Here is a 14,680-nt window from a genome sequence, read left to right as displayed (position 1 = left end):
CCTATTATATAGCTTTAGCTTTTCTATTTGCTTTAACAAAAGAGGTATCATAACCAGAAAAACGTTTCATGTAATAGTGTACCGTAGTACCATAGCCATCGGCAAAATTATCCAAGCCGTAGCTCCTTAAGTACTTTTTTACACTTCCTGGGCCGGCAAGATGCGCTGCAGCTAACATACCCGATTCTGTTATAATAATACCATTAATACGTTTACCAACAAAGTTTTTAATATCTCTTCTTAATATCCATTTGTTACGTGCAGAATTAGCAATAAATGCTTTTTCTTGTAGCTTTGGGCTTTTTAGAAACTTTTCAGGGTTATGTATACCAATAAGCTTTAATGTTTCGGAGCCAAATTGATATTTACCTAAATACCCGTAAGTATTTACACTAGAGTAATCGCCTCCAGACTCTTTAAAAGCCAAAGCCTCTTTAAAACCAACAAAAGATTTTCCTAAGTAAGGTGAGAATTCAAAATCAGAATCCCATAACTCCGATTCATTTTCGTTCACAGCAGCAATATTACTAACCGTGTAATTTAAGTCTAAGCCTTCAGTTGAGTACTTGCTTAAATCGATTGTTTCATTTGATTGAAACGACACATACAATAGTGTTAATATTGTAAGCGTAATAGTTACGAATCTTCCAATATTCCTTATCATAATTTTAAATTTTTTCGATATATATACAAATTATATACATCGTGAAATTTGAGCGTGCAAAAGTACACCTTTTTTCAATAACTTCAAAATTAATCGATTAAGTACACACTCTACATGTAGAATAGATGAAATACAGCGGTTTTTTTATTGAATTCTATGGTAGGTAAAGGGATTTTTATCATGTTAAAAACATCGAAAACAGAGCTTAAAAGCTTAGAGTTTGTTTTTATAGCTTTTAAATTTACATCCAAACTTAAATAGTATTGCCTATAGCGCCCATTGGTGTTTATTAATTGACTATCAACACCTTCTACCCCTGTTAACATGCCATCGGCACCATAGCCAACGGCTACATTTAGCCATTTAGGAACCCTACTTTCTTTAAAAAAAGAATGTATGTTTGCGCTAAGCCAATAGGTTTGGCCGTTATAATCTTTTAAGGTTTGCTCTAGGAAGGTTTCACCTAGCTTATCTGGACGTTGTTTGGCGTACTTAGTTTGATGAAAACTGTATTTTAAGGCAATGCGTTGCTCTTTCCATAGTAATTCTTGCCCAATATAGAGTCCTGTTCCTGCTCCGTTGGCTAAAATATCGCCCCATGAAAATCCCCATTCGGATGAAAATCCATCCAACACTTCAACGGCCGATAAAAACGAAAAACCTAAAGTAGCTCCGTAAATTAATTGATGCTTTTTGTTAACACCGCTCCAATGTAATAATTGAGCTCCATGCTTTCCTAATTGATAAGACGTAAACAAATGACCCAATTTATCCATTTGTAACCATTGATTATTATCGTTTGTGGTATGAAACTTAGATTGTTCAAAATCGGCATACCACAGTTGATTTAATCCAACCAATGTTAAGCCACCTATAGCAGCTTCGGTAATAACCACAGCATTTCGGCGTGGTTTATTAAGTGTGTCGCTTGGGGTTAAAAAGGCATTTAGTTTAGATTGCGAAAAAGAAGCCACCGGCAACAAAACAAAAAGCATAATATGTTTTAACACCCAAAAACGCACTATTTATTTATACCTTGAGATGATAAATAACGCTGATATTCTCTAGCATTTACATTATGTTGCGCTAAGGTTTTGGCAAACTTATGGAAGCCATAACGTTTAGCATCGGCAGCAAAATATAAATAACTATGCTTTTCATAGTTTAATACCGCATTTATGGCCGATATATCTGGCATGGCGATAAGTCCTGGAGGTAAGCCTCTATTCTTATACGTATTATAAGGCGAATTAATGTCTTTATGAACATTAAGTACACGTTTTATAACCGTATTTTTGTATTTAGGAAGTTGGTAAGCCGCAAATTTTAAAGTAGGATCTGCTTGAAGTGGCATTCCTATACGTATCCTATTCATGTAAACTCCGGCAATTCTTGGCTGCTCCAATGCTTGTTTAGACTCTTCGTACACTATAGACGCCAATGCGATAACTTGATCTTGCGATAAACCAATGGCATTTGCCTTTTTAATTTTAGCATCGGTCCAGAATCGTTTGTATTCCTTTAACATACGTGCTCTAAAATCTTCGGCAGATGTGTTCCAGAAAAACTCATAACTATTTGGTAAATACATACCTAAAGCTGTAGCCTCTTTAAAACCGTTTTCGCTTAAAAAAGCACTATCCTTCATGGCATTTAAAAGGGATATGCTATCTGCTTCAATTTCTTTTGAAACACGACCTGCTAATTTTTCGAGTGTACTTTGATTATTAAAAGATACTTTAATTGGCAAATTTTTGCTTCGAATAGAGTTTATAATATCGTTATTGGTCATGCCCTTATTTATTTGGAAACGACCAGCTTTTACATATTTGGTATACTCCTTACGTTCGGCTAAATTATCGAACGACTCTATATCGTCTAATAAAGGTTCTAACTGCTCGCGAACCTCTTGATAGCTTGCACCTGTAGGCACAAAAATATAAGCGCTGTCGTTATTAAAAGCAGTGTTTGGTTTTAACATGGCTTTATATACAAAATTGGCGAAAAAAGCAGCCACAATTAGGCCTATAACTAAAATTGCTAAAAGTATTTTTTTTATGTACATCTATTTATTAATAAGCTGATATAGGTATTCGTTTTTATAAGAACCATTTACATAGTTCCAGTCTTTTTTTAGTCCTATTTCTTTAAAACCTTGATTTAAAAACAGTGTGATGCTAGCTTCATTCTCTTCTGAAATATTGCAGTATAACTGATGTAAATCGAGATGTGTAAAACTATAGTTAATTAATAGCTTTAATGCCTCTCGTCCATAGCCTTTTAATCTATTGGTAGATTCTTTAACCAAAATCCCCACGCCCGCTCTTCTGTTTTTAAAATCGAAATCGAATAAATCAATCATTCCCAATGCCACATCGTTATAACTTGAAATAACCAATCTTAATTGTTTTACTTCAAAAATATCTTTGTGCGCATGCTCTAAATACTGTTTAATTAAAAACCGAGAATATGGGGTTTGGGTATTACTAATTTCCCAAATAGACTCATCGTTTTCGATGGTATGGATAAAGTCCAAATCTTCGGGCTCTAAAGCACGTAAATATATGTTTTCGCCTTTTAGAGTAATCATATACTACCTTTAAAAACCAGTTTTGCAGGACCACTTAGCCATACATTTTTATAAACGCCGTTCTCCACATTAAAACTTACTTTTAGTTTTCCGCCTTGTACATTTAAATGCACTAGGTTTTTTTCGGTTTCACCAATGTAATGCATAGCAATAGCTACGGCTGTTACACCGGTTCCGCAGGACAAGGTTTCGTCCTCTACACCGCGCTCGTAAGTTCGCACTCTAAACTCTGTGTCCGATTGTTTTTTTACAAAATTAACATTGGTACCAGCCTCATTATAAGGTTCGCCATAGCGAATATTAGCGCCTTGGATTTTAATACTAAAATCTTCAATATTAGGTTCGAATTGTACATGATGCGGCGACCCTGTATTTAAAAACACATGGCTTTTATGGGTTTCGATTTTAGACACATCTAGCATTTGTAAATTAACAATATCGCCTTCTACCGTGGCATGATGTAAACCATCGATAGCCTCGAAAACGGCTTTATCTTTAATAACGCCCAATTGCTTAGCAAAGGCTACTAAACAACGCCCACCGTTACCACACATGGTACTTTCGTTACCATCGGCATTGTAATACACCATTTTAAAATCGTGTTCTGGATGGTTTTCTAGTAAAATTAGTCCGTCTGCTCCTACTCCAAACCGGCGGTCGCATAAAAAAGCAACGCGTTTGGTATCGTTTTTATCGAATGTTTGCTGACGATTATCAATCATCACAAAATCATTCCCTGTTCCTTGGTATTTATAAAAAGTTTGCTGCATAATGTAGCACAAAGATAAAGAAGTGATTTAAATTTTTTAGGGTAATATTAAAGCTAGTTATTAATTGCTACATTTTATTGGTAAGTGCGCTAGGGATAGCAATGGAAAGCCCACAGGGAGGCACGACCGAGGACTTGTAATGTATAGCCCGACCCTTGTGGTAGCGCCCAAATACTGATTTTTTTGGAGTGTTAAATGAGCGTTAAAATTAGCGTTAAAAAAAGTTAAAACAAATTTATGTATTCAATAAATAATTATTTTTAATCGTTAAATAGATTGAAATAATTTTAAAACACATAAGATTGAAGCATATGAAAAAGATTTTAACATTAGTTTTTGTATCGGCTTTGGGTGGTATTTTTACTTTGGGAGCATACACGTTTTTTTTAGAAGAAAAACAACCCGTTGTTGTTGCCCAGGCAGCCGAAAACCCTACGTTTTTACCTACTAGCAATACGCGTCCTTTATTTAGTGCCGAAGATAAAATAGACTTTACCGTAGCTGCCGAAAACACGGTAAACGCCGTGGTGCATGTTAAAAATGTGACACTTAGTAAAGGCACTTATACCATGCAAGATTTGTTTTCTGGACGATCGTCTGAACGCGCACAAACGGGCACGGGTTCTGGTGTGATTATTAACGCCGATGGGTATATAATTACTAATAACCACGTTATTAAAAATGCGCACGAACTGTCTGTTACTTTAAACAACAACAAAACGTATACCGCGGAGTTGGTTGGCGCAGACGAAAAAACAGATATTGCCCTTTTAAAAATTAATGCCGAGGAGGAATTACCGTTTGTTACTTTTGCGGATTCTGATAACGCTAAAATTGGGGAGTGGGTTTTGGCGGTTGGTAACCCTTTTAATTTAACATCGACGGTTACGGCGGGTATTATTAGTGCAAAATCTAGAGATTTATCGGGTACTAGCAGACAATCGTTTATACAAACCGATGCCGCAGTTAACCCAGGAAATTCTGGTGGTGCGTTGGTAAATACCAATGGTGAATTGGTGGGTATTAATACCGCTATAACATCGCAAACGGGCTCTTATGTTGGGTATTCTTTTGCTGTACCTAGTAATATTGCTAGAAAGGTGATTGAAGACATTATGGAGTTTGGTAACGTACAAAATGGTGTTTTAGGGATACAAGGTGGTGCCTTAAACAGTATTAATGCCGAAAAAATTGGAGTTACAGATACCGAAGGTGTTTATATTGATGATGTTGTTGCAGATTCTGGTGCGGAAAAAGCTGGTATTAAAAAAGGAGACATTATTAAAGAGATTGACAATATTAAAGTATCTAAATTCTCTGATTTAACTGGGCATTTAAGTGCTAAACGTCCTAACGATGTGGTAAACTTAATAGTATCTAGAGATGGCGATTTAAAAAGTATTCCTGTTACATTGGCTAAAAACGACACTTTTACTATGCCACTAGTAGGACGCATTAAAGATGCTAAAACTAAAGATTTAAAGAAATATAATGTGACTTACGGTGTAAAAATTGTAGATCTGGATGAGCAATATGCCGAATATTGGAGAAAGAATGGTATTGAAGAAGGTTGTATTATTACCTCTATTAACGACACTAAAGTTAAAAATGTAGAAGATGTGCAACGTGCCTTAAGAAATAAATCTAGATACGAAGCTTTAAGACTAGAAGTTATAAATACCAATGGCGATTTAGAACGCTATAATTTTAGATAGATGATATACTTAATTAAAACCAATTATAGGTTTTAATTACCGAAATCCAGTTCCAATTAATTTTAATAACCCTTTAAATATACTTAGTATTTAAAGGGTTATTTTTTTCGTTAAAATGCTTTACGAAAACGTTTGAAATATGGTATTTTAGCCAAAACACCACAAACTAAACTTTATACATTATGGGTTCTAATAAAACTTATGAAAAAGAATTAGCTTTTCAGGCTGATAGAAGAAAAGCAACCGTAGAATTTATAAAAGCCGTAAGCAATTTATGGTATGACAAATCGATTGAATTGGTACTTTTTAAAAACCAATTAATAGATAGAAATGTGAGCGAGATATTAAACTTGCATGAATATGCTGGTAAATTTGTACAAAAGCCTATTTCTATTTTCGATTCGGTTGAAATTGCACAAGCTATTAAAGCCCTAAACGTCCCTCCTGCCAAGTTAGATATTGGAAAGCTAACGTACGAATACCATTTAGACGACAATAAGCATAATAACGCTAAGGCCTTTGTATCTCACAAACTCAAAGATGCCAGTAAAAATGGAAGTTTTGATCCTAAAGACGTTGTACTTTATGGTTTTGGTAGAATTGGTAGATTGGTGGCCAGAGAACTTATGGCGCGTACCGGAAAAGGGAGCCAATTGCGCTTAAGAGCCATTGTAACACGTGGAGCTATTGATACGCAAATATTAGAAAAAAGAGCTGCCCTTTTACGTAACGACTCGGTACATGGTGATTTTTCGGGTAACGTTACAATTGATGCTAAGCAGAATGCTCTAATAATTAATGGTACTACAGTACATATAATTTCGGCAAATACGCCAGAGGAGATAGATTACACGACCTATAATATTAATAACGCATTAGTTATAGACAATACTGGTGCCTTTAGAGATAAAGAAGCCTTGAGTAAGCATTTAAAATCGAAAGGCGTTAAAAAGGTTTTATTAACAGCGCCAGGAAAAGGCATTCCAAATATAGTGCATGGTGTAAACCATAAGGAAAACAACCCAGAGCAAATAGACATATTTTCGGCAGCCTCATGTACTACAAATGCCATAACCCCAATTTTAAAAGTTATTGATGAAAGTTTCGGCGTAAAAAGTGGCCATTTAGAAACTATACATGCCTATACTAACGACCAAAATTTAGTCGATAATTTTCATGGTAAATACCGCCGTGGAAGAGCGGCAGCCCTTAATATGGTAATTACAGAAACCGGAGCTGGAAGTGCGGTGGCCAAAGCATTACCCAGTTTAGAGGGCAAATTAACATCCAACGCAATTAGGGTACCTGTACCAAATGGATCTTTAGCCATTTTAAATTTAGAAATTAAAAATAAAACCTCGCTTATAGGCGTAAATTCGGTTTTAAAAAAATATGCCTTAGAAGGCGATTTGGTAGAACAAATTAAATTTGAATTAAGCGACGAACTGGTATCTAGCGATATTGTTGGCTGTTCTGCTCCATCCATTTACGATAGTAAAGCTACCATTGTTAGAAAAGATGGTAAAAACATCATTTTATACATTTGGTATGATAACGAATATGGTTACAGCCATCAAGTTATTAGGCTTGCAAAATATATTGCCAAGGTAAGACGTTATACCTATTATTAATACCTATTAAATTTAAACGTATTTTTAATAATCTATTATTGAATTCTATTCGTATATAAAATAGCCTCATTTTTATGAGGCTTTTTATTGATTTTTAATCGATTAATTAACTATATTTTTTAAATTCGCAAACCAAATACAACCAAAAAGCATTTAAAATGAATCCTATCAAATCTTTATGTCTACTATTATTTAGCTGTTTACTAAGCTTTAATTCATTTTCTCAAAACACTACTGAAGACGACGACCAATTATCCTTATATAAAGGAACTATTGATAATCAATTTGAATATATTCTAAAAAAATCTGGAAATTTTAAAGGCACTAACGGGCAACCCTACGAGGCCGTTAAGTTGAGTATGTTATTAGCGTTACGCGCGCATACTCTAGATTCTCTAAAAACAGTACATAAAAATTTAGCAGAAACAAAGGCTGTAGTTTCTGCGCAGGCTAAAGAAATTTCGGCTTTAAAGGCGAATCTTTCTAATACGCAATCCGATTTAGAAACCACAAACTCCGAAAAAAACAATATTTCTCTTTTTGGAATGCAAATGAGCAAAATAAACTACAATGTACTTATGTGGTCTATTATTGGTGCTTTATTAGCGTTACTAATTTTGTTTATTTACAAGTTTAAAAATAGTAATGCTATAACCAGAAAAGCAAATCATAATTTAGCTGAAATTGAAGAAGAATTTGATGAGCACCGCAGAACAGCATTAGAGCGCGAACAAAAAGTGAGACGCCAGTTACAAGACGAGATTAATAAACAGAAAAAAGGAAAATAAATTCTTATTTCTACAACTTATACAAAAATCTGTAATTTTTAGTTACGGATTTTTTTTATTTAAAAAGTATTTAAAACCTCTGTAATTTCTGAAAAACTAGGGCGCTCTATTACCTCTGGCTTAGTACATTCTTGTATTAGTTTTAGCCAATTATTAAGTTGGCCATCGTTAAAAGTATCTTGGTTAACTACATGTAAAACATCTTCTAACAGGCACCCAAAAGCTCTTACTTCTATGCGTTGTATATTTGGTGCAATTTCCCAATTTACATTATAAAAACTAGCTGCTCCAAAATCGCCTAAATAACAATCTGCTGTTTTATTTATTAAGATATTATGTGCATAAAAATCGCCATGATTAATACCCTTTTCATGTAATTGTGTACTTACCGAAGCCATACCCTTAGCTATTTTTAGCAACTGGCTAGCCGTAAAACTAGAGGTTTCATCAAATACATCTCTTGTGCATGTTTCTAAACTTGGAGGATTTCCTAAATTACTATAATTGGATGCTATAAGTTCCATTATTAAAGCACTTTTACCATCTGGATGATTTTTTATTTTACCCAAAATAGGTATTAAATTCTTATGGTTTCCGGCCGCTATGGAGGCATCCATTTCATCTTCGGGTAAACCATCGCTAGTTACCGCGCCTTTAAACACTTTTATAGCAACATCCTCTTGCTTTTGCTCCCAATGTGCGTGGGAAATAAATCCAGAAGCACCCTCGCCAATTAACGTTTTAATAGTGAAATGGTCCCAATTATACGATTCTAGATTGTTCTCACCTGGTATGCTTTGCGCTGCAGGATTTCCTCCAAAGGCTATCCATGATAATTTAGGCAACTTAAATAACCAATTAGGAATCACCTTTAAATGGTTTGCCGAAATACGTAAAAGCTCCAAGTTTACACAGTTTGCCATTTCGACGGGTAATGCTTCAATTTTATTTCCTGATAAGGCACATTTACGGAGCCTAACTGCTTGTCCTAAACTTTTTGGTAATGTCTTAATTTTATTATCAGTTAAAATAAGCCAGTTTAGTTTGGGTGGAAATGCATCCTCAGGAACTGTTGTAATATGATTGAATTTAAAACCAATCATACTCAAATCAGGACACCGAGCTAAAACCGAAGGAAAGACTGTAAACTTATTATTTGCAAAAAATAAAATTCTTAATTTCTTTAGTTGGGCAAAACTATCTGGCAATGTAGAAAGGTCGTTACCCGATAAATCTAGAATTTCTAAGGTATCGGCTAGTTTTAAAATGTCCTCTGGAAATGTTTTTAACCCACAGGCTAATTTTAATCTTTTAAGGCCAATTAGCTGTCCAGATTGCAATGCTTCTAAAGTATGTGTCATGAATATATTTTCTGCGTGCAAATCTAACTATAATGCATTAGAATTTACAAGTAGAAGTGAGTAAAGCACAGGATTAAATATTCTTGTTCCTTTATTGCCTAAAGAAAAAGTTACGTTAGAATAATAATCTGTTTTATAAAGCTAAACTAAGTAGAACAGGATTACATAGCCCTGTACCCCACTCCTAAAAATGAAAAGGAACGCAGTTATTACAGCTTACTTTTTCGTTTCTATAAAAACACTAAAATAGGTTTTACATTTTTATAGAAATAAAAAAAGTCTGCCAAGGCAGACTTTTCTAGTTAAGTGGGGAGAGCAGGATTCGAACCTGCGAAGACGTAGTCAGCAGATTTACAGTCTGCCCTCGTTGGCCGCTTGAGTATCTCCCCAAAACTGACCGCAAATATATTATTGTTTCTTAATTCTGCAAAGATAAAATGAAGAATTTAATATATTTTTTTGATTTTTTCTTATTGCTCATATTTCAGCACAAAAAGAAAAGAAAACCTTGAGGATTTAAAATGACATCCCGAGTGTTAATTCGGGATGCCTAACCCATTATATTACAACTCGTAACGTATTCTTAAAGTTACAAATCGAGGCTGAATAAACGTTTCTGAACTAAAAACAGACAAGTTTGTTGCACTATTTCGTACTCGAGAATCTATATCTAATAAATTAGTAGCTTTTAAAACATATTCCCATTTGGATCCCTCATTTTTTCGGTATGCTAACGAGGCATCCCAAGTTTTAAAGGATTGTGATGGGTTTACACCATCGTCCTGATTGCTATATGTAAAATCGGTTTCGAAAGTTACCGACTTCCAAATGTAGGCATCAAAATTAATAGATGGCGCCTTAGTAACAAACTTTGTAGAACTAGAACCTTGATCGTTATTTGAAACGCTATAACGGTATCTTAACCTAGCGTTTGGTGCTTCTCTAAAATTAGTTCGTAATTCTGGTGTGTAGCTTTGTGTAAACTGCTCGTTTAACGACTGCTGCCCTTGAATAAACTGATTAATTTTACTGTAGTTTAAACCAGTTGTAATTCCGGCTTGCAATTTCCCAAAAGTACGTTGTACACGACCGCTAGCCGAAACACTTTCATCGGCAAAATTAGAGTTAAAAAATGTACTTGTTCTTATTACATTATCAAAATCTGTTAGACTTCGTATTTGATCGATATTCTTATTATAAGCAAGTCGCGCATACACATTAGTGTAATTAAAAAGATTAAAACTTCTGTAAAACAAACTTAAATTATGCGATAAGGCATTTTGTAGTTCTGGCTCGCCGTATTGAATGCTACTAAAACTATTAAATACTAAGCCCTGTGCTAAATTTGTAACATCGGTAAACTGATTTTGCATTTGATAGCGCAGTGTTAAACTTTCGCTTTTTTTAAGCTGAATTCGGGTTTCGAAATCTGGTAACAGCTTAAAGAAACTATCTTCGAACGTTTCACCAAACTGGGTATTTTTATTTCCGTAGGCATGTACAGAAAACCCTGGTGTTATGGTAAACTTACCCGTTTTTAAAGTATAATGTGCTCCTAAATATACATCGGTAAAATTATACTCGGTGTCATTTTTTGCTAAACCATCATTAAAACTTGGGGTTGGTTCAAACTGTGAACCATCTTCTAAAAACTGAAAGATCTTCGAGTTAAACTCTTGTCGGCTATAAATAGTTCCTAAGGTAAAATTGATATTACTCTTGGCATTAAGAATATTGTAATAATCAATTTTAGCATCAACTTGGTTCGATTTTATACGTTTATTTTGCCCAATATCGTAATAATCTAAATTTGTTAAAAACCCTATGGCATCTGCAGTTGTATCAAAAGCATCATTGTCTTCATCCTCATTATTATCAGGATCATTTAACAATAATGCATTGTAAAACGGATCTTCATTTTTAATTAAATGTTGGCCTTCAAAAGCAAAAATATTAGTTTCGTTTAAGGTGTAATAATAATTTAAACTTTGACTAATACTAAAAGGCGTAGCTTCATCTAACTGTGTGGTATTACCAAGAACAGAAGAAAATAAGTTTTGATTTTGTGTATCTTTAGAGAATCGCCCTAAAATATCATAGTCTAATTGATTATTAATATTAGGCTTATAGGCTGCACTAAGTTTTAGTAAACCTTGATTAGAACGTTCTTCGCTATTTTGCTCGGTAGCTTCGTCTGGAATCCCTAGATCGGAATCTGTATACTGCACCAAACTTTTTTCTTTTGATAAAATATTGCTACTATTAAAAATAGCAAATCCACTTAAATCTAAATTTTTGTTAGGCGAATAACTAAAATTTGTTGCCGCCAATTTGTTTTTAATTTCTAAAGCATTGTTTTGCGACGTTAAAAAATTAAGACTGTTATTTCCTAAACTAATACTTGTTCCGCTGCTTCTACTTGGCGCTCTAAAACCACCACCAAAACCACGCAAATCTTGGCGCGTTAAAGCTAAATCGCCTGTATTATTTAAATCGCCAATAAAGTTTAAGCTAAACTTAGGGCTATAATAAAATAATTTTGGCTGCAAAATGTAGAGTTCATCGTTAGTTGAAGCGCCTCCTCCTGCAGTTATATTGCCAAACCAAAAATTCTCTTTTCCTTCTTTAAGTTTTATATTAATAGCAACATTATCTTGATTATTGGTAACACCACTTAATTGACCAACTTCTGAAAAATTACGGAGTACTTGTATTTTATCGACCGCATTGGAAGGAATGTTTTTAATACCTAATTTGGTATCGCCATCAAAAAAATCTTTTCCATTAACCATTAACTTGCTAACCACGTTGCCTTCCACTTCTACTTGCCCATCATCATTTATTTCGACACCCGGAAGTTTTTCTAATACATCTTCGAGCTTGCGTTCTGTTCCGTTTTTAAAAGAATCGGCATTATAAATTAAGGTATCGCCCTTTACGGTAACAGGCATTTCGTATGTTAACTCGATTGCATCTAAGGCGTTATCGGCTTCTAAAACAATATCCTTAACCACATCGTCATTTACAATTGTAATGGTTTCGGTATAGGTTTTCATCCCTATATAACTTACCTGTATACTGTATGTACCATTTTTAGCTAAACTTATTCTGTAAAACCCTGCCTGATCTGTAATGCCGTAGGACTGCAAGGTTTTTGTTTCTTGATTAATAGCTATTACGTTTGCCAATTCTAATGGCGCGCCTATGCTATCTTTAACAATACCCTCTAATTTAATTTGAGACATTGCGGTATTAGCAAAGCCAATTAAAACTATTAATATAAGTTTCTTTATCATTATGAATTGGTTTCTAAAAATTCAAAAAATTAACGCCCTCTTCCGCCGCCTGGTCTTCCGTTTCCTCTACCACGATTGGCTCTAAATTCTTCCATTTTTTTAGTAACAATCTCTTTATATTCGGCTTGTGTAACAACCGATCCCTTTTTAGGGGCTTTAATTTCAGTTTTTTCTTCTGGATTAATAACAATTTTAGAACAAAGCATAACCGTATTGCCGGCGGTTACTTCTAAAATTAAACCAGGCAACCCCCAATAATCTGCTGGTCCTTGGCTAACAGGTATTTGTGGTGTGTACCACGCTGTAACTTCAACTATTTTTGGTTCGTCCTTTTTAGCCTCATCGCCTTCTTTATCATCATCGTTACCTCGTCTTGGTGGCCCAAACCCAACTTCATTAGATACTTTTTTAGCAGTCGCTTTAAAGCATAAATATTGCCCTATTTGTTTGGTTTCTTTTCCCATAACCCACTCTAAAGGCTCCATGTCTTCTTTAATTAAAAACTGCTTTCCAAAAAACTCTTGGTCTTGTAAATACAGTTTTTCCTTAACGTTTTTGTATTGTGGCCCTGGAGCAAAACTACTTGCAAACCCTCCAAAGCCTCTTCCAGAATTTACAGGAGACGATAATTTTTCATCTTCAACAAAAATGGATTCTTCCTTGTTAAAAGTTAAAACATACGTTTTTTCTAACATAGACTTAAAACGCGTTTCCAACTCTTTTTTACGCTGTTCGGTCATTTGCTCGCCACCTCTATTAAAACGACTCAAATCCATAGTTGTTTTAGAAAAATAGTAAGCTTTACCTTGAAAATCCTGTTGTGCATGTAGTGATACACTAACCAGCAAAACTAGGATTAGCGTAAAAATTGTAGTGTTGTTGTTTTTCATTATCAAATTATAAAAAGATTATACTTTAAACCAAAAGTAGTTTTTAAACTACGGTTTAGACCTTGCCAACACCCAACAGTTTAATTTAAAAAAGTTAATATTTAGTTAAAATAAAACAATAAAAAAGCTGAGTAGCGTTTTATTAACAACCAACGTATTACTGGATTGATTTTTGTATTTTTCAAGCTGCAATGAAATACACTTACTATATTTTTATTTTTTTCTTCGTTTCCATTAGCGCACAAGAATCTGTAGCTATAAAGTTTATAGATTCTGTAAACTTAAAAACCGAAACCCTAATATCGGTGGATAATTTTAATACTGTATTTTATGTTAACAACAATATTCTTCATAAAAAAACAGACACTAAAACCATAACCTACAACAACTTACAACTTGGTAACTTAAGTATTGTAAATACCTTTAACCCATTAAAAATTAATCTGTTCTACAATGATTTTAATACAGTTGTTGTACTAGATAATCGCTTAGCAGAAGTTTTTAAAATAGATTTTAACACCCTATCGCCCTATAAAAACGTATCGCATATATCTACGGGTTACGATAATACACTTTGGATTTTTAACCAAGATTTACAAAAACTAGAATTGTTTGATTATAAAACTAAAACCACTCGTGCACAAACGACTCCTGTACAAAGCGAAGTTCTAGATATAAAAAGCAACTATAACTTTTGTTGGCTATTAACTAAAAACTATCTGTACACCTATAATTACTTTGGCAGTTTAGTCAAAAAAATAAAAAATACGGGGTATACCACTCTAACTGAAAGTAATGAAAATATTATTTTAAAAAGCGAAAACACATTATTTTATATACCAAAGGACAATGACGTAAAAATCCCCATCGATACATCTAATTTATTAATAAATCAGTTTTTTGTAGTCAACGAAACCTTGTATATTTACAGCAATAATGTCCTAAGTAAATATCAACTTAAAATACTGTAACACC

At 34.0% G+C, this 14,680-nt stretch carries 12 protein-coding genes and 1 tRNA gene; 4 read left to right on the top strand and 9 right to left on the bottom strand.

All coding sequences use genetic code 11. From position 1 onward, the window contains the following. Nucleotides 1–4: 4 nt before the first annotated feature. The 5 genes from BMY96_RS12545 to dapF form a co-directional block, all read right to left on the bottom strand. Nucleotides 5–664, bottom strand: a complete 660-nt coding sequence (locus BMY96_RS12545; RefSeq protein WP_092852685.1) for a lysozyme family protein — start codon at nt 662–664, stop codon at nt 5–7. A gap of 110 nt (nt 665–774) precedes the next feature. After that, nucleotides 775–1,659, bottom strand: a complete 885-nt coding sequence (locus tag BMY96_RS12540; protein ID WP_092852759.1) for a DUF2279 domain-containing protein — start codon at nt 1,657–1,659, stop codon at nt 775–777. 26 nt (nt 1,660–1,685) lie between these two features. Further along, nucleotides 1,686–2,729 carry an endolytic transglycosylase MltG gene (mltG, locus tag BMY96_RS12535; RefSeq protein WP_092852683.1) on the bottom strand — a complete coding sequence of 348 codons (1,044 nt, stop codon included), beginning with the start codon at nt 2,727–2,729 and terminating at the stop codon, nt 1,686–1,688. Further along, complete coding sequence (locus tag BMY96_RS12530) at nt 2,730–3,254, bottom strand: GNAT family N-acetyltransferase (RefSeq protein WP_092852681.1); 525 nt, start codon at nt 3,252–3,254, stop codon at nt 2,730–2,732. Further along, a complete protein-coding gene (gene dapF, locus BMY96_RS12525; RefSeq protein WP_092852679.1) occupies nt 3,251–4,024 on the bottom strand; it encodes a diaminopimelate epimerase in 774 nt (257 codons plus the stop codon). Before dapF ends, BMY96_RS12530 begins: the two co-directional genes overlap by 4 nt. Before the next feature lie 311 nt (nt 4,025–4,335). Here dapF and BMY96_RS12520 point away from each other — a divergent pair, with 311 nt between their 5' ends. From BMY96_RS12520 to BMY96_RS12510, 3 genes are all read left to right on the top strand, one after another. Beyond that, on the top strand, nt 4,336–5,739 hold the full coding sequence (locus BMY96_RS12520) for a trypsin-like peptidase domain-containing protein (RefSeq protein ID WP_092852677.1): 1,404 nt from the start codon (nt 4,336–4,338) through the stop codon (nt 5,737–5,739). A gap of 182 nt (nt 5,740–5,921) precedes the next feature. Continuing rightward, nucleotides 5,922–7,370, top strand: a complete 1,449-nt coding sequence (locus tag BMY96_RS12515) for a glyceraldehyde-3-phosphate dehydrogenase (protein ID WP_092852675.1) — start codon at nt 5,922–5,924, stop codon at nt 7,368–7,370. Between the two features lie 158 nt (nt 7,371–7,528). Further along, nucleotides 7,529–8,158, top strand: a complete 630-nt coding sequence (locus BMY96_RS12510; RefSeq protein ID WP_092852673.1) for a tRNA (guanine-N1)-methyltransferase — start codon at nt 7,529–7,531, stop codon at nt 8,156–8,158. A gap of 59 nt (nt 8,159–8,217) precedes the next feature. Here BMY96_RS12510 and BMY96_RS12505 read toward each other — a convergent pair whose 3' ends face one another. The 4 genes from BMY96_RS12505 to BMY96_RS12490 form a co-directional block, all read right to left on the bottom strand. Next, nucleotides 8,218–9,519 (bottom strand): leucine-rich repeat-containing protein kinase family protein, encoded by a 1,302-nt coding sequence (locus BMY96_RS12505; protein ID WP_092852671.1) that lies wholly within the window; start codon nt 9,517–9,519, stop codon nt 8,218–8,220. Between the two features lie 307 nt (nt 9,520–9,826). Then, nucleotides 9,827–9,908: transfer RNA gene (locus BMY96_RS12500), tRNA-Tyr, on the bottom strand. A gap of 174 nt (nt 9,909–10,082) precedes the next feature. After that, nucleotides 10,083–12,815 (bottom strand): TonB-dependent receptor, encoded by a 2,733-nt coding sequence (locus BMY96_RS12495; RefSeq protein WP_175473571.1) that lies wholly within the window; start codon nt 12,813–12,815, stop codon nt 10,083–10,085. A 29-nt stretch (nt 12,816–12,844) separates the two neighbouring features. Further along, on the bottom strand, nt 12,845–13,705 hold the full coding sequence (locus BMY96_RS12490) for a GLPGLI family protein (protein ID WP_092852669.1): 861 nt from the start codon (nt 13,703–13,705) through the stop codon (nt 12,845–12,847). Nucleotides 13,706–13,896: 191 nt separating this feature from the next. Between BMY96_RS12490 and BMY96_RS12485 the strand changes: the two genes are divergently transcribed. Further along, nucleotides 13,897–14,676 carry a hypothetical protein gene (locus BMY96_RS12485; RefSeq protein WP_092852667.1) on the top strand — a complete coding sequence of 260 codons (780 nt, stop codon included), beginning with the start codon at nt 13,897–13,899 and terminating at the stop codon, nt 14,674–14,676. Nucleotides 14,677–14,680: the final 4 nt, after the last annotated feature.

It is taken from the genome of Algibacter pectinivorans, assembly GCF_900112595.1.
Taxonomy (GTDB): domain Bacteria; phylum Bacteroidota; class Bacteroidia; order Flavobacteriales; family Flavobacteriaceae; genus Algibacter_B; species Algibacter_B pectinivorans.
Note: the sequence above shows the minus strand (reverse complement) of the source record. Positions and strands in the feature narration are given on the sequence as shown.